Origin of the sequence: Burkholderia sp. lig30, from assembly GCF_000687455.2 — a bacterium.
Classification (GTDB): domain Bacteria; phylum Pseudomonadota; class Gammaproteobacteria; order Burkholderiales; family Burkholderiaceae; genus Burkholderia.
Genome location: NZ_JGVW01000129.1, coordinates 1 through 26,271, shown reverse-complemented (window position 1 = coordinate 26,271; position 26,271 = coordinate 1). Strand labels below are relative to the sequence as shown.

Annotated in this window: 23 protein-coding genes and 1 pseudogene; 6 read left to right on the top strand and 18 right to left on the bottom strand. The window is 66.4% G+C overall.

The annotated features are described in order from the left end of the window. Positions 1-125 precede the first annotated feature (125 nt). Positions 126-1,433 (bottom strand): NYN domain-containing protein, encoded by a 1,308-nt coding sequence (locus LIG30_RS23280; RefSeq protein ID WP_083494156.1) that lies wholly within the window; start codon positions 1,431-1,433, stop codon positions 126-128. Positions 1,434-1,611: 178 nt separating this feature from the next. Between LIG30_RS23280 and LIG30_RS23275 the strand changes: the two genes are divergently transcribed. Then, entirely contained in the window at positions 1,612-2,241 is a 630-nt protein-coding gene (locus LIG30_RS23275; RefSeq protein WP_038715911.1) for an SDR family oxidoreductase, read from the top strand. 32 nt (positions 2,242-2,273) lie between these two features. On the opposite strand, the gene LIG30_RS23270 is transcribed toward LIG30_RS23275, so the two are convergent. After that, positions 2,274-2,819 carry a peroxiredoxin gene (locus tag LIG30_RS23270; RefSeq protein ID WP_038715910.1) on the bottom strand — a complete coding sequence of 182 codons (546 nt, stop codon included), beginning with the start codon at positions 2,817-2,819 and terminating at the stop codon, positions 2,274-2,276. Between the two features lie 170 nt (positions 2,820-2,989). On the opposite strand from LIG30_RS23270, the gene cdpA reads away from it, so the two are divergent. Both cdpA and LIG30_RS23260 read left to right on the top strand, forming a co-directional pair. Beyond that, complete coding sequence (gene cdpA, locus LIG30_RS23265) at positions 2,990-4,828, top strand: cyclic di-GMP phosphodiesterase CdpA (protein ID WP_038715909.1); 1,839 nt, start codon at positions 2,990-2,992, stop codon at positions 4,826-4,828. A 32-nt stretch (positions 4,829-4,860) separates the two neighbouring features. Further along, positions 4,861-6,357 (top strand): HDOD domain-containing protein, encoded by a 1,497-nt coding sequence (locus tag LIG30_RS23260; protein ID WP_038715907.1) that lies wholly within the window; start codon positions 4,861-4,863, stop codon positions 6,355-6,357. A 154-nt stretch (positions 6,358-6,511) separates the two neighbouring features. On the opposite strand, the gene LIG30_RS23255 is transcribed toward LIG30_RS23260, so the two are convergent. The 7 genes from LIG30_RS23255 to LIG30_RS23225 all read right to left on the bottom strand — a co-directional run bounded on the left by LIG30_RS23255 (position 6,512) and on the right by LIG30_RS23225 (position 14,725). Beyond that, complete coding sequence (locus LIG30_RS23255; protein ID WP_038715905.1) at positions 6,512-7,306, bottom strand: ABC transporter substrate-binding protein; 795 nt, start codon at positions 7,304-7,306, stop codon at positions 6,512-6,514. Between the two features lie 198 nt (positions 7,307-7,504). Further along, a complete protein-coding gene (gene astE / locus LIG30_RS23250) occupies positions 7,505-8,533 on the bottom strand; it encodes a succinylglutamate desuccinylase (RefSeq protein WP_200929733.1) in 1,029 nt (342 codons plus the stop codon). A gap of 7 nt (positions 8,534-8,540) precedes the next feature. Then, complete coding sequence (gene astB, locus LIG30_RS23245) at positions 8,541-9,881, bottom strand: N-succinylarginine dihydrolase (RefSeq protein ID WP_038715899.1); 1,341 nt, start codon at positions 9,879-9,881, stop codon at positions 8,541-8,543. Between the two features lie 15 nt (positions 9,882-9,896). Further along, entirely contained in the window at positions 9,897-11,360 is a 1,464-nt protein-coding gene (gene astD, locus LIG30_RS23240) for a succinylglutamate-semialdehyde dehydrogenase (RefSeq protein ID WP_038715897.1), read from the bottom strand. Positions 11,361-11,366: 6 nt separating this feature from the next. After that, complete coding sequence (gene astA / locus LIG30_RS23235) at positions 11,367-12,413, bottom strand: arginine N-succinyltransferase (protein ID WP_038715896.1); 1,047 nt, start codon at positions 12,411-12,413, stop codon at positions 11,367-11,369. Next, complete coding sequence (gene aruF, locus LIG30_RS23230) at positions 12,410-13,462, bottom strand: arginine/ornithine succinyltransferase subunit alpha (protein ID WP_038715894.1); 1,053 nt, start codon at positions 13,460-13,462, stop codon at positions 12,410-12,412. Before aruF ends, astA begins: the two co-directional genes overlap by 4 nt. 30 nt (positions 13,463-13,492) lie before the next feature. After that, positions 13,493-14,725, bottom strand: coding sequence for an aspartate aminotransferase family protein (locus tag LIG30_RS23225; RefSeq protein WP_038715892.1), 1,233 nt, complete (start codon positions 14,723-14,725; stop codon positions 13,493-13,495). A 1,126-nt stretch (positions 14,726-15,851) separates the two neighbouring features. Here LIG30_RS23225 and LIG30_RS23220 point away from each other — a divergent pair. Continuing rightward, positions 15,852-17,054, top strand: a complete 1,203-nt coding sequence (locus LIG30_RS23220; RefSeq protein ID WP_152986211.1) for a DUF6402 family protein — start codon at positions 15,852-15,854, stop codon at positions 17,052-17,054. Between the two features lie 609 nt (positions 17,055-17,663). Here LIG30_RS23220 and LIG30_RS23215 read toward each other — a convergent pair. From LIG30_RS23215 to LIG30_RS23200, 4 genes are read right to left on the bottom strand one after another with little or no spacing between them, the layout of a single operon-like run. Beyond that, entirely contained in the window at positions 17,664-18,704 is a 1,041-nt protein-coding gene (locus LIG30_RS23215) for a GlxA family transcriptional regulator (protein WP_038715890.1), read from the bottom strand. A 19-nt stretch (positions 18,705-18,723) separates the two neighbouring features. Next, positions 18,724-19,518 carry an ABC transporter ATP-binding protein gene (locus LIG30_RS23210; protein WP_038715889.1) on the bottom strand — a complete coding sequence of 265 codons (795 nt, stop codon included), beginning with the start codon at positions 19,516-19,518 and terminating at the stop codon, positions 18,724-18,726. Between the two features lie 21 nt (positions 19,519-19,539). Then, entirely contained in the window at positions 19,540-20,253 is a 714-nt protein-coding gene (locus tag LIG30_RS23205; RefSeq protein WP_038715887.1) for an ABC transporter permease, read from the bottom strand. Further along, entirely contained in the window at positions 20,250-20,939 is a 690-nt protein-coding gene (locus tag LIG30_RS23200) for an ABC transporter permease (protein ID WP_038715885.1), read from the bottom strand. Before LIG30_RS23200 ends, LIG30_RS23205 begins: the two co-directional genes overlap by 4 nt. 320 nt (positions 20,940-21,259) lie before the next feature. Here LIG30_RS23200 and LIG30_RS23195 point away from each other — a divergent pair, with 320 nt between their 5' ends. Continuing rightward, a complete protein-coding gene (locus LIG30_RS23195; RefSeq protein WP_235510378.1) occupies positions 21,260-21,640 on the top strand; it encodes a BrnT family toxin in 381 nt (126 codons plus the stop codon). Continuing rightward, the gene (locus LIG30_RS23190; protein WP_038715883.1) at positions 21,624-21,920 is read left to right on the top strand and encodes a BrnA antitoxin family protein; all 297 of its coding nucleotides are present in this window, start codon (positions 21,624-21,626) and stop codon (positions 21,918-21,920) included. Before LIG30_RS23195 ends, LIG30_RS23190 begins: the two co-directional genes overlap by 17 nt. Before the next feature lie 15 nt (positions 21,921-21,935). Here LIG30_RS23190 and bamE read toward each other — a convergent pair whose 3' ends face one another. From bamE to LIG30_RS23165, 5 genes and pseudogenes are all read right to left on the bottom strand, one after another. After that, complete coding sequence (gene bamE / locus LIG30_RS23185; RefSeq protein WP_038715881.1) at positions 21,936-22,493, bottom strand: outer membrane protein assembly factor BamE domain-containing protein; 558 nt, start codon at positions 22,491-22,493, stop codon at positions 21,936-21,938. 89 nt (positions 22,494-22,582) lie between these two features. Beyond that, positions 22,583-23,617 (bottom strand): lysylphosphatidylglycerol synthase domain-containing protein, encoded by a 1,035-nt coding sequence (locus LIG30_RS23180; RefSeq protein WP_038715879.1) that lies wholly within the window; start codon positions 23,615-23,617, stop codon positions 22,583-22,585. Continuing rightward, positions 23,614-24,492, bottom strand: a complete 879-nt coding sequence (gene hpnK, locus LIG30_RS23175) for a hopanoid biosynthesis-associated protein HpnK (protein ID WP_038715878.1) — start codon at positions 24,490-24,492, stop codon at positions 23,614-23,616. Before hpnK ends, LIG30_RS23180 begins: the two co-directional genes overlap by 4 nt. A gap of 18 nt (positions 24,493-24,510) precedes the next feature. Beyond that, positions 24,511-25,953 carry a hopanoid biosynthesis associated radical SAM protein HpnJ gene (gene hpnJ / locus LIG30_RS23170; protein WP_326973059.1) on the bottom strand — a complete coding sequence of 481 codons (1,443 nt, stop codon included), beginning with the start codon at positions 25,951-25,953 and terminating at the stop codon, positions 24,511-24,513. Positions 25,954-26,038: 85 nt separating this feature from the next. Continuing rightward, positions 26,039-26,271: pseudogene (locus LIG30_RS23165) on the bottom strand (bacteriohopanetetrol glucosamine biosynthesis glycosyltransferase HpnI); the annotation flags it as partial.

Genomic DNA, 26,271 nt, shown 5'->3' with positions numbered 1-26,271 from the left:
GGTGTGGCCGGTGTGGCCGGTGTGGCCAATACAATCGATGCGGCCGGCGCTACCGGTACAACCGGCGCAACCGGCGCGGCACGCGCGTCATCCGGCGCGCGTGCGCGGCGTCCCCGCCGCTGACGTCACTCCGCCGTCGTGGCGGTCTTGCGCGGCCGGCGCGCGCGCGTGGCCGCCTTGCGCGCGGGCTTGGCGGATTCCGTCTCGGCCGGCGCGTCGCCGGACGGCGCGGCCGCCGGGGGTTCCTCGGCCCGGACGACCTCCGGCGTGACCTGCTGCGCGGGCGGCTCGGCGGCCGCCCCGGCCTTCGCCTTCTTCCCGCCGGCCTTCTTCGCCGCGCCCTTGCGAGCGCGCTTGCGCGCCGCCCCCTGCTCTTCGTGCGCGCCTTCCGTCTCGACGGGTTCGGCCACGCTCGCCACGCCCCCCACTTCCTCGACCTCGCCCTCGGCCGCCCCGGCCGTCTCGACCACGGCCGGCTGCACCGGCTCGGCCGCATGCTTGCCGCGATGCCGCCCCTTGCGGTGCGCCCCGCCCGCCGCCTTGTCCGGCGTGCCGGTCTCGTCGGCCGCGACCGGCACTTCGCCGTGCACGGCCGTCTCCATCACCACCGGCTGCCGTGGCCGAAAAACGAACGCACCGGACTTGTCGTCCCGGCCGACGCCAAGCAGGCCGCGCGCCTGCGCCTCGTCGAGCAGGTTGCCGAACGCGCGAAAGCCGTAGTAGGACTCGTTGAAATCCGGCCGGCGGCGCTTGATCGCGCTCTTGAGCACCGACGCCCAGATCTTGCCGACCTCGTCCCGCTCCGACGCCAGCGCGTCGAAGGTTTCCACCGCGATCGCGATCGCCTCGGACTTGCGTCCGTCGAGATCCGGCTTGCGTGCCCGGTCGTCGTCGCCGGATCGCTTCCCGCCGCCGCTGCCCGTGCGCGCCTCGCGTTTCGCGAGCGCGCGCTGCTGTTCGCGCACGAGATCGTCGTAGAAGATGAATTCGTCGCAGTTGGCGACCAGCAGGTCCGACGTCGATTGCTTCACACCCACGCCGATGACCTTCTTCGCGTTCTCGCGCAGCTTCGACACCAGCGGCGAAAAATCCGAATCGCCGCTGATGATGACGAAGGTGTCGACGTGCGATTTCGTATAGCAGAGATCCAGCGCGTCGACGACGAGGCGGATGTCCGCCGAATTCTTGCCGGACTGGCGCACGTGCGGGATTTCGATCAGCTCGAAGCTGGCCTCGTGCATGGCCGCCTTGAATCCCTTGTAGCGATCCCAGTCGCAATAGGCCTTCTTGACCACGATGCTGCCCTTGAGCAGCAGCCGCTCGAGCACCGGCTTGATGTCGAATTTCTCGAACTTCGCATCGCGCACGCCGAGCGCGACGTTCTCGAAGTCGCAGAACAGCGCCATGCTGACGTTATCTGAGGGTGATGCCATGAATACTCCAACCGATTGGCCGCCAACGCGGCGAATGATGCGTCGCGCACATGATAGCCGGTTGCCCGCGACTGCCCCTATTTCGTCAAGCGCCGTCGCGCCGATTCGACATACACTTGAGTATCGTGTCGTCCGTCCCCATTCTGGATGAACGACCTATCGAGCAAGGAGTGGTTTCATGACGACGAAGGTACTACTGATTGGGGCGACCGGCCGCACCGGCCGCGCGCTCGTGGATCTGCTGCTCGAGCAGCCGGAGTTCGAAGTGACGGCGCTCGTCCGCCGGCCCGGCTACACGCTGCCGGGCGCGAAGGTGATCGAGGCCGATCTGACGGGCGACTTCTCGGCCGCGTTCCAGGGCGTCACGCATGCGATCTACGCCGCCGGCTCGGCGGAATCGGAAGGCCGGACGGAGGAAGAGCAGATCGACCGCGACGCGGTGGCGCGCGCGGCCGAGTACGCGCTCAGGCACAACGTGCAGAAGCTCGTCGTGATCAGCTCGCTGACCGCCTACTGGCCGGAGCGCAGCCCCGAGTTCCTGCGCCACTATTCGCAGATGAAGCGCGAAGGCGACGATCGCGTGGTCGCGTCGGGCGTCGACTACGTGATCCTGCGCCCCGGCCCGCTGTCAGACGGCCCCGGCGTCGGCAAGATCGCGCTGACCGAGGAGCGCCTCGACAACACGCCGCCCGTCGCACGCCAGGACGTCGCATGGGCGGCGATCGAGGCGATCAAGCTCGGCATCTCGAAGAAGACGATCGGCTTCGTCGGCGGCAGCGTGCCCATCGAGCAGGCGCTGCGCGCGTGACGCGACGCGGCCGACGCGCAGGCCGGGCCGGATTACCGCCGGTGCGACGCGGCCCAGGCCTTGACGGCCTCGAGCGTATTCTCGACGTGCCTGGCCGGCGACAGGCTCGTGTACTCGTACAGGATCTTCCCGTCCGGCGAAATCACGTAGGAAACCCGGTTCGCGCGATCCAGCGCGGGCAGCTTCGCGTCGTATGCGCGGATGATCCGCGCGCCGGGGTCGGACGCAACCGGAAACTTGCTGCGGCACTCGCTGACGGAAAACTTCGTCAGCGTGTCGATGTCGTCGGCCGACACCCCGATCACCGTCGCGCCATAGGCCCGGTAGCGGTCGATCGCGTCCGCGAACGCGTGCGCCTCGATGGTGCAGCCCCGGGTAAACGCGGCCGGATAGAAATACAGAACGACCGGGCCTTTCTTCAGCGCGTCGGCGAGCGAATACGCGTAGGTCTTGCCGCCCAGCGACGCCTGGGTCGCAAAATCCGGGGCCGGATCACCCGGCTTCAGTTCCGCCTGCGCGGTCAGCGCATAGCCCGCAATCAGCGCCGCAACCGCGCCCACCTTCAGTTTTCGCTTCATATGCATCCTCATTTCTTATACAGTCAGCGTCGATGCGCGCCGGACCGGCTCGGCAGCCGGACACCGGCGCGGGCCCCGGCCCTGCGCAGGCTGCCGGGCTAAAGAATTCGCGCGATTTGCCGTTATTGCGTCCGGACCACCAGTTCCAGCCCTTCACGCCAGCGACACACATGGAAGCCAACAGGAAACAGACGCCGCCACGCAAGGGCTCCTGGCGCAGTGCCCTACATACGCTGCGCCGCCTTGCCTGGTCGGGCGGTGCGCAGACGCCCGCTCGCGACGGCGTGCCGCGCCAGGACGACACCGCTCGTGACTGGCTGGAACAGACCGTCGGCGCGGTCGACTTCCTCGCCCATGTGGACCGCGAACTGCGCTTCCTGTATGTCTCCGACGCGAGCCTGCGCTTCATCGGCTATCACCGCGACTACCTGCATACGCTGACGCTGCGCGACCTGATCGCGGAACAGGATACCGCGGCGCTCGAAGGCTTGCTCGCGCGCGCGGCCCAGACCGGCCAGAACGAAAAGGCGACGATGTGCATCGTCAAGTCGCTGACCTACCCGCTCGACGTCGAGGTGCGCGCGATCAAGAGCCGCCATCAGGGTGTCGACGGCTTCGCGATCGCGGCGTTCGACGTGTCGTCGTGGCGCTCGCTCGAGGCGCGCCTGACCTACGAGATGCACCACGACCCGATGACCGGGCTCGACAACCTGTCCGCGCTCGTGCCGGCGCTGATGCGCGCCCAGCAGATCGCCGACGAAACAAACACCTGCGCCGCGCTGCTGCTGCTCGACCTCGACGACTACCAGCGCATCAACCGCGCGCTCGGCTACGACGCCGGCGATGCGTTGCTGCGCCAGACCGCCCAGCGGCTGCAAGGCCTGATCGCGCCCAACGAGCGGCTCGCGCGCGTCGCGAGCGACAAGTTCGCGGTGGTGTTCAACGCGCCGACGCGCGCGCAGGCGTCGGACGCGGCCGGCGCACTCGGCCGCCGGCTGCAGACCGCCGTGCGCCAGCCCTACAGCTACAACGGGCAGGCAGTGCACCTGTCGGCGAGCATCGGCATCGCGCTGTATCCGGACGACCGCCCGATATCGAAGCCCGCGCAGCACCATAGCCCGCTGCTGCGCCGCGCCGACCATGCGCTCGAGCAGGCCAAGACCGCAGGCGGCAACGCGCTCGCATTCCACACGCCGGTGAGCGACCCGGCCGACGCCGAGCGCCTGAAGCTCGAGGCCGACCTGTACGACGGCGTGCGCAACGGCGAATTCTCGCTGCATTTCCAGCCGATCTCGAACAGCCAGACGAGCGCCGTGGTCGGCGTCGAGGCGCTGATCCGCTGGCGCCACCCGGTTCACGGGCTGGTGCCGCCGGCGACCTTCATCCCGCTCGCCGAATCGATCGGGCTGATCAACTATCTCGGCAACTGGGTGCTCAAGGCCGCGTGCATGCAGCTCGTCGCATGGGACCTGCAAGGGTTCCCGCTGCAGTACGTCGCGGTCAACGTGTCGCCGCAGCAGTTCCGCGACCCGCGCTTCACGCAGAGCGTGCGCGACGGGATCGCGCTGACCGGCATCGACCCGCGCCGCATCGTGCTGGAGATCACCGAGAGCCTGCTGATGCAGGATCCCGCGTATGCGAAGACGCTGCTCGAGGAGCTGACCGAGCTCGGCATCCGCTTCGCCGTCGACGATTTCGGCACCGGCTATTCGAGCCTCGCGTACCTGCAGCGCTTCCCGCTCGCGAAGCTGAAGATCGACCGCAGCTTCGTCGAGAACCTGCTGACCTCGCGCAACGATCGCGCGATCGTATCGGCCGTCGTCGGCCTCGCGCAGACCCTCGAACTCGAACTCGTCGCCGAGGGCGTCGAAACCGAGGCGCAACGCGAGCTGCTCACCGAGATGGGCTGCGACCACATTCAGGGCTGGCTCGTCTGCAAGGCGCTGCCTTCAGAGGAACTGGCGCAACGCTTCGAGGCACGGCAGTTGCGCCTGCATGCGGCGGCCTGACACATGGCCCGCCGCGTAACACATTGATGCATATGTCAATCACCGAACACCTGCCCAGAACGGCGCTGCTCGACAAGCTGTGGGCCCGGATGAGCGAACGGGGCGATTTCCCGCTGCTGTCGGAATCGCTGCGCACGACGATGGCCGCCATGAAGCACGACGATCTCGACATCACCGCGCTCGTGCGCGTCGTGCTGTCGGATTTCGCGCTGACGCAAAAGGTGCTGCGGCTCGCCAATTCCGCGATGTACATGGCGTTCGGCGGCAACATCACGACCGTGACCCGCGCGCTGATGGTGCTCGGCATGGACGCCGTCGGCCATCTCGTCGTGGGCCTCCAGCTCGTCGACCATTTCCAGCAGAGCGCGCCGCGCCGCATCGACGCGAAGCTCGAGCTGAACCGCGCGCTCCTGTCGGGTTGCGTCGCGCGCAAGCTGACCGAGGACGTCGTCGACCTGAGCGTCGGCGAAGAAGCCGTCGTCTGCACGCTGATGCGCCAGGTCGGCAAGCTGCTGGTCGTCTGCTATCTCGACAACGAGTGGGACCGAATCCGCCGCCGCGCGCTCGACCTGCACGACGACAACGACGACGCGGCCTGTCTCGAGGTACTCGGCGTGAGCTTCGAGGAACTCGGACAGGAAGCCGCCGTACGCTGGCGGCTGCCCGAGGTGATCCGCGCCGGGATGGCCGACGACGATCTGCGCATGGCCGACGACGACGAGCAGGCGGACGACGAAGACAACGCGAAAGTCCAGACCGAGTCGGACGAGCTCATTCGCAGGCTGCGCGCGGTGAGCCGCTGCTCGACCGACGTCGCGAGCGCGCTCGCCGCGGCGCCCGGCGCGCAGCGCGACGCGCGCATCGCGTCGCTCGCGCAGCACTACAGCGCGGCGCTCGACACCGACCCCGGCGCGCTCGTGCAGATCGCCGAGGTGCTGGCACGCGAAGAGGCCAGCGACACCGTGATGCGTGAAATCGTCGAGCTGCGCGCCAACGCCGACGCGATCGCGCGTGCGCAGGCGACGCCCCAGGCGTGTCTCGAGGCAGGTCTGGCCGACCTGCGCGCGCTGCCGTCCGAGCACGTGCTCGGCCCCGTGCTCGCGCTGGTGTCCGAAAGCGTACTCGCGGGCCTCGCGTTTACGCGCACCGTGATGTTCGTGCGCCACGACGACGGCACCTTCGCCGCCCGCCTCGGCTTCGGCCCGGACGTCGACGCGCTGCTCGGGCAGTTGCACTTTCACGAGCGCTTCGAGCCGGACGTGTTTCATCTCGCGATCACCAATTCGGTCGGCATCTTCATCGAGCAGGCGCGCGAGCCGAAGATGCTCAAGCGCCTGCCGGCGTGGTATCTCAATGCGTTCGACGACGCGCAGGCGTTCGTGCTGCTGCCCGTGCGCGTCGGCGCGTCGACGACCGCGCTGCTGTACGGCGACTGGGCTGGCGCGCAGCCGGCCCGCAAGATCACGCAGCAGGAAATGGGCGTGCTCAACGAGCTGGCGCGCGAACTGAGCCGGTTCTTCGACAAGTGAGAGGCTGACGCGCTGGCGGCGGCCCGGCATCCGCCGCTCCCCGCGCGCGGACGGGGCACACGTCGTCGCACGCCGCGCGAACGAAAGCGCCGCCCCAACGCAAACCGGCCGCATGCGCGGCCGGTTTGCTGTTGCGCGGGATCGAACCGCGTGCTTACTTCACCGTCACCGGCACGCTGAAATACTTCTTCGCGAGGGCATCGATCGTGCCGTCCGCCTTCAGCGCCTTCAGCGCCTGGTTCATCGCGCCCTTCAGCTGCGCGTCGTTCTTGCGCAACCCGAAGCCGACGCCCGAGCCGAGGATCTCCGCATCGCTGACCGTACCGCCCGCGAACGCGAAGCCCGCGCCCTGCGGCTTCGACAGGAAGCCCTTCGAACCGGCCTCCGAGTCCTGGAAGGTCGCGTCGAGACGGCCCGACTTCAGGTCCGCATACGCGAGATCCTGCGTCTGGTACGGCACGACGTCGACACCAAGCGGCGCCCACTTCTTCTTCGCGTACGTTTCCTGGATCGTGCCCTGCAGCACGCCGACGCGCTTGCCCTTCAGCGACTGCGGCGTCGGCGCGAGGCCGCTGCCCTGCTTCGCGATCAGCTGGTTCGGGATCGTGTAGATCGGATCGGTGAAATCGATCGCGTGCTTGCGCTGGTCGGTGATCGTCATGTCCGAATTGATCGCGTCGAACTTGCGCGCCTGCAGCGCCGGGATCAGGCCGTCGAAGTCATTCTCGACCCACACGCACTTCGCTTTCAGCTTCGCGCACACGGCGTTGCCGACGTCGATGTCGAAGCCGGTCAGCTTGCCGTCCGGCGTCTTGTATTCGAACGGCACATACGACGCCTCGACGCCGAAACGGATCTCCTTCAGATCCGCGGCAAACGCGCTGCCTGCCGCCACCGCCAACGCCGTCACCACGGCCTGCGCGGCCACCTTTCGCCAGTCCAGCTTCATCAGGGGATTCTCCTCGATACGAATGGGTATTTCGAAACAACAAGTGCACATGCATCGTTGCACCGCCAGCATGTGCGTGCCGGCACGACGTGTCATCGTGGGGCGCCGCAACGCCGGAAGGCCGCGATTGTACCAACCCGCGCGCGCCGCCACGGCGACGCGCGGGCACCGCGGCAACGCCCGCCCTTGCGACTCGCGTCAGACCAGCGCGGCGAGCGTCTCGCGCGTCGTGTCGACGACCAGCAGGCCCGCCCGCAGGCCAGGCTTCACGGAGCGGTTCGGAAACACGATCCGCTCCTCGTCGTGCCGCACCGTGTAGCGATACGCGCCGTCCCGCGCGAGCAGCGTGCCGCGCGCGAACGGCGTGAAGTTCGCGACGTCGTCTGCGACGAACAGCTCCAGCGCATCGCTGTGCTTCGTGATCTGGTCGATCACGGTAAACACGCGCGGCGTCGGCGCGCCCGCCTCGTGCGGCTCGCCCGCGACGAGCCGGCGCACCGCGCGATCGGCGGCGGCGAAGCGCGTCAGGTCGTTCTCGCCGAACGGCCGCACCTTGCCCAGCTCCAGCGTGCACGCGAGCGCGCCGCAGTGCTCGGCCGTGTAGTGCGAGAACGTGTGCCCCTTCGCCGTATGCAGCAGCACCGCCGCGATGCGCGCGTCGCCGAGCCAGTCGAACATCGTGCGCGCCGGCGGCGCGCCCGTGTGCGGCAACAGCGCGAACTGCTCGAACACCGACGCGCGGATCGCCGTGTGCATGTCGACATGCCAGCGCACGCCGGCGCCCGGCTCCGCGTCGGCGAAGAACGCTGCGGCGGCCGCTTCGAGCTGCGCGGCGCGCGGCGCTTCGCGGCTGCCGGCCGCGTGTGCGTGACGGCCGCTGAACAGACGGTTCAGGTCGTCGTCCAGATAGCGCTCGCCCGCGCGCATCGCGCCCGGATTGCCGAGCACGACGAGCATCCGGCACGCGAGCGGCAGCGTGCCCGCCGCGACGTCGCGCACCAGCATCGACAGCAGCTCGATCGGCGCGGTCTCGTCGCCGTGCACGCCGGCCGACACGAGCACGCTGTCGCGCGTCGCGTCCGCCGCGTGCGGCGCGAGCGAGAGCAAGCCGTCGCCGTACCACTGCCATCGCACCGCGCCGCCCGCGCAGACGCCGTTGCGCACCGCCGGCGCACCGCACGCGAGCGTGAATGCGAGAAAGTCGTCGAGCCACGCGGCGCCGTGCATCCCGGCCTCAGCGCTGGAAGTCATACAGCGAACCGACGCGCAGGATCTGCGTGAGCGCGTCGAGCGCGGTGCGCGACTCGTCGAGCAGCGCCGGATCGGCGAGGTCTTCCGGCGCGAGGCGGTCGCGATAGTGCCGGTCGATCCAGTCGTCGAGCGACGCGAACAGCGTGTCGTCGATCCATACGTTCGGCGCGACGGCCGCGCGTTCGGCGTCGGTCAGCACCACGCGCAGGCGCAGGCAGGCCGGGCCGCCGCCGTTCTTCATGCTCTCGCGCAGGTCGAACACCAGCACGTCGCTGATCGGGCCGGTGCCGGCCGCGAGCCGGTCGAGATAGGCGGCGACGTTGGCGTTCTCGCGGCACTCCTGCGGCACGACCAGCACCTGGGTGCCGTCGGCGCGGGTCAGCAGCTGGCTGTTGAACAGATACGAGCCGACCGCATCGGCGACGCTCACCGCCGCATCCGGCACCTCGATCACCTTCAGGTGCGCGCCGAGCGTGTCGAGCGATGCCGTCAGCGCGTCGTAGACCGCCTGCCTGTTGACGAACGCACGCTCGTGGCAGAACAGCGTGTCGCGGTTGCCGACCGCGATCACGTCGTTGTGGAACACGCCCGCGTCGATCACGTCCGGGCTTTGCTGCGCGTAGATCGTCGCCTCCTCGCGCAGGCCGTGGCGCTGCGCGACCGCGCGGCTCGCCTCGAAAGTCTGGCGCGCCGGGAAGCGCACCGGTTCCGGCCCGCGCCGGTATTCGGAGCGGCCGTAGACGAAGAACTCGACGCCCGGCCGCCCGTATTCGGCGCAAAAGCGCGTATGGTTCGCCGCGCCCTCGTCGCCGAGCGCCGGCGTGCCGGGCAGCGCCTCGTGCACGGCGAAGCGCGACTCGTCGGCGAAGATCGTCGACAGCGTGCGGCGCGTCGCATTGTGCTCGATCGCGCGATGCAGCTTGCTGCACAGGTTCGCGGGCGTGAAGTGCACGCGGCCGTCGCTCGTGTCGGCCGACGGGCTGACCGTCGCCGCATTCGCGGTCCACATCGCGGACGCCGAGCTCGCCGCGGCGAGCAGCTCGGGCGCCTGTTGCGCCGCCTTCGCGATCACGTCGGCATCCTTGCCCGAAAAACCCAGCTCGCGCAGCAGGCGCAGCGACGGCCGCTCCTGCGGCGGCAGCACGCCCTGCACGAAGCCGAGATCGGCGAGCTGCTTCATCTTGCGCAGACCCTGCTTCGCGGCGGCCTTCGGATTCGCGGCCGATTTCTCGTTGTTCAGCGACGCCACGTTGCCGAACGACAGCCCGGCGTAGTTGTGGGTCGGGCCGACGAGTCCGTCGAAATTGGCTTCTGTTGCGTTCATCGTCGCTCCTCCGGATCAGAAGTGAAGGCCCGGCGACAGGCTCGCGGGCAAGGTCAGTTCGGCGCTCTCGACGGAGGCCATCGGATACGCGCAGTAGTCGGCGGCGTAATACGCGCTGGGCCGGTGGTTGCCGGAGCGCCCGGTGCCGCCGAACGGCGCGGCCGACGACGCGCCGTTGGTCGGCCGGTTCCAGTTGACGATCCCGGCGCGAATCGTGCGCTGGAAGTGCTCCCATGCGCGCGGGTCGTCCGCGAGCAGGCCGGCGGACAGGCCGAACGCCGTGTCGTTCGCGCGCGCGATCGCGTCGTCGAAGGTCGCGTAGCGGATCACCTGCGCGAGCGGGCCGAAGTGTTCCTCGTCGGGCAGCGCGGCGACGCCGGTCACGTCGAGGATCGCCGCGTTGACGAAGCCGAGGCGCGCCTCGCGCTGGGTCATCTCGATGATCGGGCGCGCGCCTTGCTCGACGAGGCGCGACTGCGCGTCGACGAGCTTCGCGGCCGCGCGCGCCGAAATCACCGCGCCCATGAACGGCTGCGGATCGGCGTCGTAGACGTCGGCGCGGATCGTCGACGTGACGTCGGCGAAACGCGCGAGGAAGCGGTCGCCCTGTGCGCCCTGCGGCACGAAGATGCGGCGCGCGCAGGTGCAGCGCTGCCCCGCCGACAGGAACGCCGACTGGATCGTGTGATGCACGGCCGCGTCGATGTCCTCGACCTCGCCGATCACGAGCGGATTGTTGCCGCCCATCTCGAGCGCGAGCACGATTTCCGGGCGACCGCCGAACTGGCGGTGCAACAGCGTGCCGGTGTCCGAGCTGCCGGTGAAGAACAGCCCGTCGATCTGGCGATGGTTCGCGAGCGCGATACCCGTGTCCTTCTCGCCCTGCACGAGATTCAGCACGCCGTCGGGCAGGCCCGCGTCCTTCCACACCTCGACGGTCGCGCGCGCGACGCCCGGCGCAAGCTCGGACGGCTTGAACACCACCGTGTTGCCCGCGATCAGCGCGGGAACGATGTGGCCGTTCGGCAAGTGGCCCGGGAAGTTGTACGGGCCGAACACCGCGACGACGCCGTGCGGGCGATGGCGCAGCACCGCGACGCCGTCGGCCATCGGCTGGCGCTTCTCGCCGGTGCGCTCCTGATAGGCCTGAATCGAGATCGCGACCTTCGCGGCCATCGACGCGACCTCGGTGCGCGCCTCCCACAGCGGCTTGCCGGTTTCGCGGCCGATCGCCGCGGCGATCGCTTCCTTGCGTTCGGTCAGCAGCTCGGCGAAGCGCTTGACGATCGCGCAGCGCGCGTCGAACGCGAGCGCCGACCAGCCGGCGAATGCGCGGCGCGCGCTCGCGACCGCGCGATCGACGTCGGCGGCCGACGCGCTGGCGCCCTGCCATGCGATCTCGTCGGTGCCCGGATTGCGCGACGCGAAGACGTGGCCCGTGCCTGCGGCCCAGGCGCCGTCGATGAAGAGTTCCGTCATGATTCGTTATCCCTGTTTGACTTGGAGCGGCAGCACGCGCACCGGGTCGCCCGCCTTCACGTCCAGCGCGGCGGCATCGTCGGCCGACAGCACGAACGTGCCGTGTTCGACAACGCCGGGCGCGACGCCGACGCGGAAATCGCCGAGCGACGTATTCGACACCAGCGATTTCGCCGGATGGCCGCCCTGCGCATCGTCGTGTACGCCGGGCTCGCCGATCGACACCGGCACGACGACGCTTTCGCGCACCGTGCGCAGGTCGTTGATGTGGCATTCGAGCACCGGGCCCGCGTCGAAGATGTCGACGTGGTTCTGGTAGCGCAGCCCTTCCGTCTCGAGCATCTTGCGTGCCGGCAGCGTGTCGCGGTGCGTGAGGCCGACGCAATCCTGCGCGTCCTTCGGCAGCAGGTCGACATACACCGGGAAGCGCGGCATCAGCTCCGCGAGGAACGACTTGCGGCCGTGCGAGCTGAGATAGTCGGCGGCGTTGAAATCGATCTGGTAGAAGTGCGAACCGACCGCATGCCAGAACGGCGACGTGCCGTCGTCGTCGAAGTGGCCGCGCAGCTCCGCGCAAATGCGCTCGGGGAAGCGGTCGCGGAACTGCGCGATGAACATGAAGCGCGAGCGCGACAGCAGGCCGCCGACGCCGCCCGTGCGGTAGCGCGGGCTCAGGAACAGCGAGCAGACTTCCGCGTAGCCCGTCAGGTCGTGCGAGATGTTCAGCAGCGACATCCTGGTCCACACGCCGAGCTCCTGGCTCGCGTGCACGACCGTGCTCACGCGGTAGTTGTAGAACGGCTGCTCGAGGCCGACCTGCGACTCGATCCCGCACACGCCGGCGATGTCGCCCGTCTGCGAGTCTTCCATCACGAAGAAGTAGCCGGCCTCGGCCGGCGCGGCGCAGCCTTCGAGCGTGCGGCGGGTGCGTTCGATACGCGCGGCGAGCGCGTCGCGGTCGGGCTTGAACGTGGTCAGGCCCGGACCCGTTTCCATGGCGAGCGACACGAGCGCATCGACGTCGCCCGTTTGTACGACCCGAACGACGATCATGCGGCGTCTCCCTTCAAATCGGCGGCGGGCTGGTGCAGCGGCACGCAGCGCACGATGTCGCCTTCCTTCACGTTGAGCGCCGCGCGCACGTCGCCGGAAAGCGGCGCGTCGTCCGCGGGCTCGCCCGGCAGATCCGCGAGCACGCAGCGGAATGCGTCGCCGCTGCCGCTCGACACCAGATACGCGACGTCGCCCTGCTGGCGCGCGACTTCGCGCACCGTGCGCTCCGCGCCCTTCGTCACGCACGCGGTGCGGTCGACCTGCGCGGTCAGCACCGGGCCCGCGTCGAAGATGTCGACGTAGCGGTCCGGCTCGAAGCCTTCCTCGAGGTGGATGTCGTACGCGAGCAGCGTGGTCGCGTTCGGCTCGCCGAGCACGCGTTGCGCGGCTTCCGGCAGCAGCGGCACGTAGAGCGGATAGCCCGGCATCACCTCGGCGATGAACGTGCGGCTGCGGCCGCCGGACGCGATGTCGACGTCGGCGAAGTCGCGGCCGAAGAACTTGCGGCCCACCGCTTCCCAGAACGGCGATGCGCCGTTCTCGTCGGTCACGCCGAGCAGCAGCGTGAACACCTCGGGCGTGAAGCGGCGGCGGTTGGCGGCGATGTACATCATCCGCGCGCGCGAGATCAGGTGCGCGGCGGCGTCGCCGCGCAACGACGGATCGACGAAGAAGCCCGCGAGCCGGCTCTTGCCGGTCAGCTCGTGCGACATCGTCAGCGCGTGGATCTTGCGGTTCACGTGCAGCTCGCGCGATGCGTGGATCAGCGCATCGTTGCGAAACGCGTAGAACGGCTCCGAGTAGCCGGCCGCCGCCACGATGCTGGCGGTGCCGAGCAGCTTGCCGGTCGCGCTGTCCTCGAGCACGAACAGATAGAATTCCTCACCGGGAAAATCGACGTCCGCGCGAAACGAATCCTCCGAGAGCGCGACGCGCGCCTCGAGTGCCGCGCGGTCGTGCGGCAGCGAATGGAGGACCGGCTGCGCGGTGCGCGCCATCTGCGCGAGCGCATCGAGATCCGAGAGTTTGCCGGGGCGAACAAATAGCATCGTCGTTCCTGTCTCCGATGGGTGCGCGGCTCAGCGCGCGGTGGCTTCCTGTGCGTCGAGCACCTGCTCGACCGCCTTCTCGAAGCGGGCGAGGCCTTCGTCGAGCACGTCGAACGGGATCACGAGCGACGGAACGAAGCGCAGCACGTTCGGGCCGGCGATCAGCATGATCACGCCGTGCTCGGCGGCGGCGTTGACGAAATCCTTCGCGCGGCCGTCGAACGCGTCGACGAGTTCCGCACCGAGCAGGAGGCCCTTGCCGCGGATTTCCTTGAAGAGGCCGAAGCGCGCGTTGATGCGTTCGAGCGCGCCGGTGATGCGCACGCTGCGTTCGTGCACGCCCTGCAGCAGCTCGGGGTCGCTGATCAGCTCGACGACCTTGTCGGCGACCGCCGACGCGAGCGGATTGCCGCCGTAGGTCGTGCCGTGGACGCCGACCTTGAAGTGCGCGGCCAGTTCTTTCGTCGTCAGCATCGCGCCGATCGGGAAGCCGTTGCCGAGCGCCTTGGCGGTCGTCAGGATGTCGGGCGTCACGCCGGTGTCCATGTACGCGTAGAAGTGGCCGGTGCGGCCGACGCCGGTCTGGACTTCGTCGAAGATCAGCAGTGCGCCGTGCGCGTCGCAGGCTTCGCGGAGCGCGCGCAGGAAGGCCGGATCGGCCGGGATCACGCCGCCCTCGCCCTGGATCGGCTCGACGATCACCGCGCAGGTTTGCGGGCCGATCGCGGCCTTCGCGGCGGCGATGTCGTTGTACGGCAGGTGCTTGATGCCGGCCGGGACCGGGCCGAAGCCGTCCGAGTATTTCGGCTGGCCGCCGACACTTACCGTGAAGAACGTGCGGCCGTGGAACGACTGCACGAACGAGACGATTTCGTATTTGTCGGCGCCGTGGCGTTCGAACGCGACGCGGCGCGCGAGCTTGAGCGCGGCTTCGTTGGCTTCGGCGCCCGAGTTGGCGAAGAATGCGCGGTCGGCGAACGTCAGCGATTCCAGGCGCTTCGCGAGGCGCAGCACCGGCTCGTTGGTGTAGCCGTTGCCGATGTGCCAGAGCTTGCGGGCTTGCTCGTCCAGTGCTTTCAGCAGCTCGGGGTGGCCGTGGCCGAGCGCCGTCACGGCGATGCCGCCGGCGAAATCCACGTAGTCACGGCCCTCCGTGTCCCATACGCGCGAGCCCTCGCCACGATCCGGCACGAACGGCGCGGGGGAAAACACCGGCACCATCACTTCGTCGAAAGTCTGGCGGGTCACGGTCAGGTTCGTCATGGCGGTTCCTTTCGGGTTCGTAAGAGGTAACGGGTTCAAGTTTAGGTAATCGGGCGGCAAGCGTCTTGCGGAATTGCGACGGGTTTTATCGGGTTGGGTCTCGGTCGCTTTTTTTTCGCCTCCGGCGGGGGGCTTCGTTGGTGCTCTTCGGTTTGTTCAGCTTTTTTCTCTTCTGGGTTTCTGGTTTTTCGCTGGGTCCCGTTTTTTTTGCGGTCTATTAGGGTCGCCCCTGCGCGGGGCAGCGGTCACTTTTCTTTGTCTTGCCAAAGAAAAGTAACCAAAAGAAAGGCGCTTCGATATCACCTCACTTCCCGTGCCGTAGCCCACACCGTGGCCCGCACAAAAGTGTCCGCGCCAGTCTCGACAACAAAGTGGTTCGAGCAATGGATCTGACTCCCCGCACCACCCAACAGAGCGGTATACCGCTCATCAGCTCCATCCTCGCTACGCTCGGCTGCAAGGCACATCACCCCGCCCACACCTCACACACATCGCCCATCCCACACACCCAAATCCTCGGATCCCGAATCCCTGACTCCGAATTCCGAACTACAGACTCCAGACTGCGGTCTGCGGTCTGGGCTCTGGGCTCTGGGCTCTGGACTCTGGACTCTGGGCTCTGGGCTCTGGGGTCTGGGGTCTGGGGAACTGTCACGCCCGCCACGTATTCATGTCAATCACATTGGTCAATGCGTCCGCACCGTTGCGCTTGTTTTTTTGCGATGTCGACGAGACGGCGGATTTACGAAACTTTCGCCCTGCCGCCGCGATTGCCGCGATCGAGCGATCGCCTCTTTTGTGGGGGTGCACCTGTCGGCCGAGTGGACTGACCTGAACGACCGACTTGCTGATCCGCTGCAACTGCGTACGCGTCTTCAGCAACCGCGAAACCAGCACAGCCGAACACGCGCAGGGACCGCCACTGCAACGTTCGATTCGTGACAATTTTTGATGGTTTTCAGCCGCTCGAAACACGCTGCCGAACGGTATGGACCTTCATTTCATTGAGTTCAGGCTCATATGCAAGCCAACAGTGCCAGTTGTTTTCATCAGGTCACGTTTACTCGTCAAGTAAGGTTGCCTAATTTTCACACTCGATACCAGTCAACCGCGGGACCACGAAGACATGCCAACGACGAAATCAAAAAAACTTCCTTACTTCACGGCCAACAAGATTCTGTGGGGATGCACGATCCATGACGGCGCGGATGGCTGCGAAATCGTTCGTCAAGCATCACTATCGATGGATAAGGATCCGCCACCGCTGCCAGCGCCAAAATCTGCCAAACCGCCAGCCAGAAGACTCACCCGTGAAGAGCGCGCGGACAAGACGCTTGAATCCCTGCTATCTGCGATAGAGAGCATCTCGCGCTTCAAGGCGTGGCTGAACGAGCCGCCTTCGCCGACGCCCCCGAAACAGGCTTCCCAGCCAAAAGCGAAGCAGGTGCCCCCCTTCGACATTCGGGAAATCCCCGACGCGATGCGCAAGGAACGCATGCCCGTTGCCGCAAAGCTGATGAATCGATGGTTTTCCGGCGAATTGAACTACTCCCCCACGAGCGATGACCAGAGAGCTGAAATTAATCAAAACGGTCATGCCTATCCGGAGTCGATGATCGATCGCACGACCATCAAAATGGACTGGGTGCTCAAACATTCGCGAGCCAGAAAGCAATACGAGAACCTCGTCAGCACCGCAATATACAGCCCTAATGCATATCATGCGCTGCAAGCCATTCTTGCGCCTTATCGACGCGGCGCGATGGATCTGTCGCCGTGGTCGAAGTGCGGATACGACATCAGAACCCTTCATAGGATATTTCAGTTCCAGCGAACGTTTGTCGATGCTACGTTCGAACAGAAAGCTGCACAGTTCGTTCGTCGCGTACCGCATGCGACCGTTCCCGACGACCTCACCGCAGCGCTGGGAGCATTCAATTTCTACGCGGCAATCGCAGGCGTTCATTTCGACCCGCGTGGCACGAGTGCTACGGTGACGCATATCGTCGTCTATGTACGCGACGGCTACTCGTTCGAAGGGCCGATGGATTCGACATCCCAATACCTCGGACATTGGAGCAAGAATGGCGTGATCGTTGTCCCGGAGGTCACGGCCGCCAACCTCGCAAACGTGCCGTGGCTCGACTATCCGGTCGTAACAGGGGATCTTGCGGAAAACCTCGTTCGGCGGGGCAAGGTTTACTACCCTGTCAGAAACCGTTCTTTCAGGAAATGGCAACGAAAACATCATCGCGGCGGCGATTTCATCATTTATTCCGACTACAAACCATTTTTACTTGAAAAACCGATCACGGTGTACTTCTCATGAACGGACTCGCAGTCGGTATGCAGGCGACTGGTATCGGCATCCTTGTATTACTGACCATGACGGGAGTAGCAATAAGCCTGCTGCTCTCGTCTATTTACGTCCTTCACCGGAAAGCAGGCCGCTTTGCTCGTCTTAAAACTGCGACGAAACGCATAGGCATTGGGCTGGGCGTCGCGCTTCTGGTGGGGGCCGGCTGGTCCTATCACCGCGCCGCGGATACACGGAATCCAGCGACCAGATTCCACTCAGTTCGGTCCGTTGAAGACGGCGGCCTCTACACGGCCAGCTATGCTTACCTGACTGGTGATCGAATCCTGCTGAGGGTTTATCGAACGTCTGACATGGCATTACTGGCAGAGCGTACATATTGGAACCCTGACGCAGCGAAGTTGATCTGGACACGGGAATCCCTCATCTACGATACCGCTGCATCCGATGGAGACGGGCTCGTGCCTCTCCCACCTTCATTGATTGACCGCCTGTCAGCGAGACTGCCGTAGACATCGCCACTTCGTGCGGAGACGGCACTCATAGTGCGGAACACGTCACAGGTGCACCACACTTGACGCAATCCGCCTCAAGTACCTGAAAGAAGTACAGAAAGGGAGTTCAATCCCTCCCTCGCTCAACAAGCGCGCCCGCCCGCGGCTCGCCGCTTCCACCCGTCTGCTTTTCAAGCCACGCACGACGATCCTCACGCGGCGTCACGCCAAATCGCTCACGGTACGCATTGGAAAAGTGCGCCGCGGAAGAAAATCCGCACGCAAGGCTCACCTGCACCACCGACTTGCTGGTCCGCTGCAACTGCGTACGCGCCTTCAGCAACCGCAAATTCAGGTAATACTTGGACGGCATCGCGCCGAGATACTGGCGAAACAGCCTCTCGAGCTGTCGCCGCGACACGCCGACCAACTCGGCGATCTCATCCGTCGCGAGCGGATCCTCGATATTCGCTTCCATCAACAGCAGCGCGTCATTCAATCGAGGATGCCGCTCTCCCGGCGCCGTCACGAACGGAATCCGCTGACGCACCTCGCCGCTCCGCAACGTCCCCGCACCCAGCGCATCCGCAATCCGCTCCGCCAGATCCGGCCCATGCTCGCGCCCTATCATCGCCAGCATGAAATCAACCGTCGCCTGACCGCCCGCGCACGTCGCACGGTCCCGATCGATCTCGAATATCTGCTGGGTCACGATCGAACGCTCGAACTGCTCGGCAAACTGCTGGTACGTCTCCCAGTTCACGCTCACCCGGTAGCCCGACAACTGCCCCGCCATCGCCAGCCACCACACGCCATGATGAATGCCCGTCACGAGCGGCGTGCGCTGCCCGACGCGCGCCAGGCTCGCCAGGAACAACCGATAGTCGGCGAACTGCTGGAATCGTTCGCTGATGACGATCAGCCAATCACAGGCGATCGCGTCGTTGAACGCAGCATCGGCATGCCATTGCGCGCCGCCCGCAAGCGGCACGGGCCGGCCGTCCCACGAGCAGACCTGCCAGCGGTACAGCAGCCGGCCCTCGATCTCGTTCGCAAGATTGAGCGCATCGACGATCGGCCCGACACCGGACATCGACACGGGCGGCAACGCAACGATCGCCACCTGTGTCGTGCGGGCTGCCCCCGCCGGACGTGTCACCGGTATCACGCGCGCAACCCTTCCACCGTTACTTCAAACTGCCGGACAGGAACTGCCGCAGGCGATCGCTCTTCGGACGCGCCAGCACCTCGGACGGATGCCCCTCTTCCTCGGTTCGCCCCTGGTGCAGGAACATCACGTGGTTCGACACGTTGCGCGCGAAGCCCATCTCGTGCGTGACGACGACCATCGTCCGGCCTTCCTCCGCCAGCTTCTGCATCACCTTCAGCACTTCGCCCACCAGCTCCGGGTCGAGCGCCGACGTCGGCTCGTCGAACAGCATCACGTCCGGATGCATCGCCAGCGCCCGCGCGATCGCCACGCGCTGCTGCTGCCCGCCCGACAGGTGCGACGGATACTGCTTCTCCACGCGCGGCGCGAGCCCGACCTTCTCCAGGTATTCGCGCGCACGCTCCTCCGCCTCACGCTTCGGAATCCCGAGCACGTGCACCGGCGCTTCCATCACGTTCTCGAGCACGTTCATGTGCGCCCACAGGTTGAAGTGCTGGAACACCATCGCGAGCTTCGTGCGAATCCGCTGCAGCTGCTTGTGGTCGGCCACCTCGAGACTGCCGCCCTTGTCAGCCTTGGTGCGCACGGTCTCGCCGTCGACGATGATCTGCCCCGCGTTCGGCCGCTCGAGAAAATTGATGCAGCGCAGGAACGTGCTCTTGCCCGAGCCGCTCGCGCCGATGATGCTGATGACGTCGCCGGCCTTCGCGTTCAGCGAAACGCCCTTGAGCACTTCGTTGTCCCCATAGCGCTTGTGAATGTCGAGCGCCGCAAGCTTGCAGGCGGGGCTCGTTTGCGTAGTCTCTGCCAACTGGCTCTCCTCGGAGTGAAATCAATGACGGGCGGCCGCGAGGTACGCGAGCCAGTGGCGCTCCGCCCGGCGAAACGCCGCGACGAGTGCGAACGATACCGCAAGATAGATCAGCGCGGCGATCCCGAACGACTGGAACGCCATGTACGTCGCCGAGTTCGCGTCCCGCGCGACCTTCAGGATGTCCGGCACGGTCGCCGTGAATGCCACCGTGGTCGCATGCAGCATCAGGATCACCTCGTTGCTGTACAGCGGCAGTGCGCGACGCAGCGCCGACGGCAATATCACGCGGCGGTACATGGTGAACGCCCCCATCCCGTATGCCCGCGCCGCCTCGACCTCGCCGTGCGGAATCGCACGGATCGCGCCCGCGAAGATCTCGGTCGTGTACGCGCAGGTGTTCAACGCGAACGCCAGGATCGCGCAGTTGAAGCCACTGCGGAAAAACGCATCGAGCAGCGAATGCGAACGCACGAACTCCAGGCTATACATGCCGGTATAGATCAGCAGCAGCTGCACGTAAAGCGGTGTGCCGCGAAACACATACGTGTAGAGCCGCACGGGCATCGACACCCAGCGCTTCTTGGACACGCGCGCGACCGCAAGCGGCACCGCGCAGACGAAGCCGAACGAGATCGACGCGACCAGCAGCCACAGCGTCACTGCCAGGCCCGACATGCGCTGGCCGTCCCAATAGAGAAAGGCCTTTCCGAATTCCTGAAGAATCTCGATCATAGTTCTGCGTGGCGCACGCCCATTGAATAGCGCTTCTCGAGCTGCATCAGCACGAGGTTGGAAACGGTCGTGATCGCGAGATAGATCAGCGCCGCGACGAGGATGAAGAAGAACATGTTGAACGTGCTCTTGCCCGCGTCCTGCGCCGCCTTCACGACGTCCGCGAGGCCGATGATCGATACGAGCGCGGTTGCCTTCACGAGCACCTGCCAGTTGTTGCCGATGCCCGGCAGCGCGAAGCGCATCATCTGCGGAAACATGATCCGCACGAACACGCGCATCCCGCTCATCCCGTACGCGGCGCCCGCCTCGAGCTGCCCGCGCGGCACCGAGAGGAACGCGCCGCGGAAGGTCTCGGTGAAGTACGCGCCGTAGATGAAGCCGAGCGTCAGCACGCCCGCGACGAACGGATCAATGTCGATCTGATCCCAGTTCAAAAGATCGGTCAGCTGATTGAGCCAGATCTGGATGCTGTAGAACAGCAGCAGCATCAGGACGAGATCGGGCACCGAGCGGATCAGCGTCGTATAGCCGGTCGCAAGCGAACGCAACACCCGGTTATGCGACAGCTTCGCCACCGCGCCGATCAGCCCCAACGCCACCGCCGCGGCGAGCGACAGCACCGACAGCTCAATCGTCTGCAGGGTGCCCGCCCAGATGACGGAACCAAAGCCGTAAAGAAACACGCGCGTCTCCGAGATTGGGATGGTGGCCGGCACGCGAATCCACTTCCGCCGCCGGGCTGACGCGGATAGTCGCAAGCGAATATTCCCGGCTCAAATCACCGCCCGTCCGGTTGCTGCGCCGCAGCAATTCATCCCGGCAAATAAAATGCCGCGCTATGCAGTTGTTTTAAAAGAAAAAACCCGGACTCCGCATTCATCGCCGGTGCGCCTGGATGCGGACTTTTTGCAATTTTCCAGTCGCTTTTTCGATATAGCGTCGGATTGGCCGTCCGGCCGAATGGGCTCGGCCTGGCCCGCGCCGCACAATCGTTCGCTGTTCCGTGTGCGTGGTCGGCACGGCGACGGCATCGCCGAAGGAAACGCACACGCTCTTTTTTGCAACCACAAAAAATGCTTGCCCGCCCATGTTTTTGCATCCACAATTAATCCCTGCCCCCTTCGTCTTCGACGCGGCGAAGGATCTGGCGAACCAGCTCAAGCACGGCATCTCGCTGCGGCTGGCGGAATTCGCCGACTGGAATGATGCACGCGCGTGGCCCGACGAGCGGCGTGACTATGGCGAGCCGCGCTGGATCTGCGTGGTGCCGATCGACGCCCGCCTGCATGTTGCGGTGGTCGTCCCGCGCGATGGTGCGCTGCGCGTCGTCAGCCTGCGAAAGGCCAACAACCGAGAGATTGATCGTTATGACCAGGATCGCTAAATTGAAGCGCAACACGCCTGCGGAGGAAGCGGCGATCGCACGCGGCATCGCCGCCGACCCGGACACGCTCGAACTGACCGACGAGCATTTCGCCGCGATGGCGCCGTTGCCGGAGCTCGTCGCGAAGAAACTCGGGCGTCCGAAGCTCGAGAACCCGAAGGAACAGGTCAGCATCCGCTACGACGCCGACATCCTCGCTGCATTCCGCGCGAGCGGCCCGGGCTGGCAGACGCGCATGAACGACGCGCTGCGCGAATGGCTGAATACGCACCGCCCGTGAGCGGCACGGCGCGCGTCAGCGGCCTTTCAGGAGGTCGGAGCGCGAGGTCGTGTAGACAAGCCCGTCCGGGCCGAAATGCACGTTGAAGAACGCGTCCTGACTGACGCCGTCCTCGAGCCAGCGCCAGCTCCATACCGTCTCCGGCTTGAGCGGATAGCGCGCGGTCTCGGTCGGCTTGCCGAGCAGACGGCGCACCTCGTCCTCCGTCATGCCCGGGTGCACCTTGGCGAACGCGTCGGCGGTCAGCACCTGGGTCGCGCCGACGTAGCGCCCGTTGCTGTCGAGGTCGACGAACCAGGTCTGGTTGCCCATCGGGCCGCGCGGGTATTCGAGTCGTTTCGAGCCGTCGGTGAACACGCGCTCGGTTTCCGGCTTGCCCATCTGGCTGCGGATCTCTGCCTCGGTCGACTCGCCCGGCTTCAGGCCCTTCAGCAGCAAGGGCGCGGGCTTGATCGCATTGAAGAAGTCCTTCAGACGTTGCACGTTATGCTCGCTTTGCTGATCGTCGCATGCGGACAACGCCAGCGCGGCACTCAGCACGGCGACGGTCAGCAGCCGGAAACGGAAATTCATGTGGGGAAAAGGCGCGTCGTTGAAAACACGCGGGAAGGATACCCGCGTGCCGGAAAAAGCGCGAGACGGGCGCGCGGCGCCCGCTTCGCTCAATGCAGCGGCTCGGTCTCGCGTGCGGGCTGTGCCGCTTGCGCGACGGAATGCGCCGCGTGCAGCCTGATCCGGCGGCGCGTGCGCGCCAGCTCGACGAGCTGCCACGAGCCGAGCGCGAGGCAGCCGAACACTATTTCGCGGCCGCGCTTGACGAGCGCGAGTGACAGCGCAGCTTCGCGATCGACGCCGAAAATCTGCGCGAGCAGCACGACGGTCGCCTCCTGCACGCCGAGCCCGCCCGGCACCATGAACGCGGCGTGGCGCGCCGCCTGGGTCATCGCCTCGATCGCGAGCGCACCGCCCACCGACACCGGGTGGCCGAGCAGTTCAAGCGCCCAGTAGATCTCGAGCGCGCCGAGCATATAGCCGGCGAGCTGCCAGAAGAACGCGCGAAACAGGAGGCCCGCGCGCGACATCAGCGCGTCGATGTCGGCATCGAGGCGTCGGCCGTCGACACCCTGCAGCAGCCGGTGCGAATCGCCAAGCAGGCGGCCCGCAAAGCGCTCGATCGCATGGAATATGCCGCCCCGCCGCACCAGCACGAACGCCAGCACGGGCAGCGGCAGCGACAGCAGCAGCGCGAGGCCGATCGTCTTGCCGTCGACGTCGTGCGTCATCGCCAGCACGAGCACGACGCCGAGCGCCGCGAACGCATACTGGACGACGACGGTGACGAGTACCTCGACGATGACCGACGCGGTGACGCGGCTCGCATCGGGAATCCGCCAGCGCGCCATCCGGATGCCGACGATCTCGCCGCCGATCCCCACCACCGGCAGCAGCCGGTTGACGGCTTCGCGCACGGTCGCGATCCACCACAGGAACCACAGCGATCCGCGCTTGCCGAGCAACAGGTGCCACGCATGGGCGTCGAGCAGCAGCGGCAGCGCGTGGAACGGCACCAGCCAGAGCAGCGCGAAGCCTGCGCGGCCGATCACGTGCGCGACGTCGCCGACGCCGTCATGCAGCACCAGCGCAAGCAGGATCGCGATGCCGACCGGCCAGCCGAGCCACTTGAACCATTTGCTCACGATGGCTGCGCTCCGGGTTGACGCGCCACGCGCGGCGGCACCGCGGCATGGCCGAACACGGCGGCGAAGCCGCCGCTCGCGGCGCCCGACGCCTTCAACGCCGCGGCGACGCGCGGCGACAGCAGCGCCTGCATCTCATCGACCGGACGGTAGTCGCGCATGCTCGGCGTAATCGGGCCATCGCCCGCCTCCGCCGGATGGCAGTAGATCTCGCCGACGCCGGGCGGCAAGTTCGCGAGCGCCGCGAGCAGCACCGACTCGTCCATGCCGCCGGTATGCTCGATGCCGACAACGTAGTCGTTATGCGACAGCCCCGCGCGGCCGAGCCGCGCGCGCACGAGCCCGATCCACGGCTTGAGCCAGACGGGCGCGGTCGGCTCGTACGGCAGCCGCACCGCCCGCAGGCCGTACTCGCGGCCGATCTCGATGATCATCGACAGAACGGTCGGATGCAGGTGGAAGTGCTTGTGCGCGTTGACATGATCGAGCGGCAAGCCGCTCGCCGCGAACGCGTCGAACTGCGCGCGGATCTCCCGGCGCAGCTGCGCGCGCACATGCGGCAGGAAGAAGAACCGGCAGCCATCCTTCGCCATCGCATCGCCGAAACGGCCGTCCGGGCCGACGAGCGCGGGAATCTCGTGCGCGGGCAGCGTGGCCGGCCCGTCCGCGAGGACGAGGTGCAGGCCGACCGCGAGCGACGGCAGCCGCCGCGCGCGCGCGATCGCGTCCTGCGCGGCGGGCGCGCCGACCATCAGGCTCGCGGCGTTCAGCACGCCGTCGCGATGCGCGCGCTCGACCGCCGCGTTCACGCGAGGATGCAGCCCGAAATCGTCCGCGGTGAAGATGAGCGCCCGCGCCGCGCGCTGCGAACTCATTGGGCCATGAACCACGAATTACGCCTCGTGCGCGCGCAGGAAGCGGAAGAACTCGACACCCTCGCGCAGGCGGCGCTTCATCATGTCCCAGCTCGTCAGCATCTCGCGGAGGATTTCCCAGATCTTCGACGGACGGAAATAGAACTCGCGATAGAACTGCTCGAGGTGGTGATAGATCTCGTCGCGCGACAGATGCGAATAGCCGATCGCCGCGAGCTGCACGCCTTCCTTGCTCACCAGGTTGATGGTCTTGTTCTCTTCCATCCAGCCGTTTTCGACGGCCTGCTTGTAGAGCGTCGTGCCCGGATACGGCGCGGCGAGCGAGACCTGGATCGTGTGCGGATTGATTTCCTTTGCGTACTCGATCGTCTTCTTGATGGTTTCCTGCGTCTCGCCCGGCAGGCCGAGAATGAAGGTGCCGTGGATCTTGATGCCGAGCTTCTTGCAGTCTGCGCTGAAGCGGCGCGCGAAGTCCGTGCGCACGCCCTTCTTGATGTTCACGAGGATCTGGTCGTCGCCGGATTCGAAGCCGACCAGCAGCAGGCGCAGGCCGTTTTCCTTCATGACCTTCAGCGTCTTGTACGGCACGTTCGCCTTCGCGTTGCACGACCACGTCATGCCGAGCTTGCCCAGGCCGATGGCGATGGCTTCAGCGCGCGGCAGGTCGTCGGTGAAGGTGTCGTCGTCGAACATCAGTTCCTTCACTTCCGGCATGTTGTCGCGGATCCACTTCGCTTCCGCGAGCACGTTCTCGACCGAGCGCGTGCGGTAGCGATGGCCGCTGACCGTCTGCGGCCACAGGCAGAAGGTGCAGCGCGACTTGCAGCCGCGGCCCGTGTAGATCGATACGTACGGATAGTTCAGGTAGCCGATGAAGTAGTTCTCGATCTTCAGGTCGCGCTTGTAGACGGGCGCGACGAACGGCAGTTCGTCCATGTTCTCGAGGATCGGACGCGCTTCGTTGTGCTCGATCGAGCCGTCCTTCGCACGCCAGCTCAAGCCCTTGATCTCTGAGAACGGCTTGCCCTCGGCGATTTCCTTGCAGGTGTAGTCGAATTCCTCGCGGCACACGAAGTCGATTGCCTCGCTCGCCGTAAGCGAGTTGTGCGGATCGACCATCACCTTCGCACCCACCATGCCGACCAGCAGCGACGGCTTCATCTTCTTCAGGTCCTGCGCGAACATCGCGTCGGTCGGGAACGACGGCGTGCTCGTGTGGATGATCACGAGGTCGTAGTCCCTCGCGAGCTTCAGCGTTTCCTCGACAGACAGGCCATCGGCCGGCGCGTCGACGACGCGGCTGCCCGGCACGAGCGCGGCCGGCTGCGCGAGCCACGTCGGATACCAGAACGAGCGGATTTCCCGCTTCGCCTGGTAGCGAGAGCCTGCGCCGCCGTCGAAGCCGTCATACGACGGGGCCTGCAAGAACAGCGTTTTCATGTAGGTTCCGGTAGCCTGCATAGTTCGAGTCTTCTTGAATCCAATAAATTGATAACCGCGCGGGCCGCCAGCCGGCGCCCGCCTCTCAGTCAGTGTGCGTTGCCGCTCAGCGGCCGTCGCCGCCTTCCACGGCCGTCGCGCGCTCGCCGCCGACGACCGTCATCCGTGCGCCGCGCCAGACGACCTGCGTGCCGAACACCGCGGCCAGCCATTCGAGCGCGAGCAGCGTGTCGCGCACCGCGACGAGCGGCAGGTCGCGCACGAACGCGCGCCAGCCTTCCTCGCCGCGCGCGTGCAGCACGAGCCGTCCGAACAAGCCCGCCGCCGCCCCCGCCGCCG

Coding starts and splice junctions, on each gene's coding strand:
- bamE (WP_038715881.1), bottom strand. CDS start 22,493: ATGAATTTCCGTTTCCGGCTGCTGACCGTCGCCGTGCTGAGTGCCGCG.
- astE (WP_200929733.1), bottom strand. CDS start 8,533: ATGCACGGCGCCGCGTGGCTCGACGACTTTCTCGCATTCACGCTCGCG.
- LIG30_RS23220 (WP_152986211.1), top strand. CDS start 15,852: ATGCCAACGACGAAATCAAAAAAACTTCCTTACTTCACGGCCAACAAG.
- LIG30_RS23205 (WP_038715887.1), bottom strand. CDS start 20,253: ATGATCGAGATTCTTCAGGAATTCGGAAAGGCCTTTCTCTATTGGGAC.
- cdpA (WP_038715909.1), top strand. CDS start 2,990: ATGGAAGCCAACAGGAAACAGACGCCGCCACGCAAGGGCTCCTGGCGC.
- astD (WP_038715897.1), bottom strand. CDS start 11,360: ATGACGGAACTCTTCATCGACGGCGCCTGGGCCGCAGGCACGGGCCAC.
- astA (WP_038715896.1), bottom strand. CDS start 12,413: ATGATCGTCGTTCGGGTCGTACAAACGGGCGACGTCGATGCGCTCGTG.
- LIG30_RS23260 (WP_038715907.1), top strand. CDS start 4,861: ATGTCAATCACCGAACACCTGCCCAGAACGGCGCTGCTCGACAAGCTG.
- aruF (WP_038715894.1), bottom strand. CDS start 13,462: ATGCTATTTGTTCGCCCCGGCAAACTCTCGGATCTCGATGCGCTCGCG.
- LIG30_RS23275 (WP_038715911.1), top strand. CDS start 1,612: ATGACGACGAAGGTACTACTGATTGGGGCGACCGGCCGCACCGGCCGC.
- hpnJ (WP_326973059.1), bottom strand. CDS start 25,953: ATGCAGGCTACCGGAACCTACATGAAAACGCTGTTCTTGCAGGCCCCG.
- LIG30_RS23225 (WP_038715892.1), bottom strand. CDS start 14,725: ATGACGAACCTGACCGTGACCCGCCAGACTTTCGACGAAGTGATGGTG.
- LIG30_RS23280 (WP_083494156.1), bottom strand. CDS start 1,433: ATGGCATCACCCTCAGATAACGTCAGCATGGCGCTGTTCTGCGACTTC.
- astB (WP_038715899.1), bottom strand. CDS start 9,881: ATGAACGCAACAGAAGCCAATTTCGACGGACTCGTCGGCCCGACCCAC.
- LIG30_RS23190 (WP_038715883.1), top strand. CDS start 21,624: ATGACCAGGATCGCTAAATTGAAGCGCAACACGCCTGCGGAGGAAGCG.
- LIG30_RS23255 (WP_038715905.1), bottom strand. CDS start 7,306: ATGAAGCTGGACTGGCGAAAGGTGGCCGCGCAGGCCGTGGTGACGGCG.
- hpnK (WP_038715878.1), bottom strand. CDS start 24,492: ATGAGTTCGCAGCGCGCGGCGCGGGCGCTCATCTTCACCGCGGACGAT.
- LIG30_RS23270 (WP_038715910.1), bottom strand. CDS start 2,819: ATGAAGCGAAAACTGAAGGTGGGCGCGGTTGCGGCGCTGATTGCGGGC.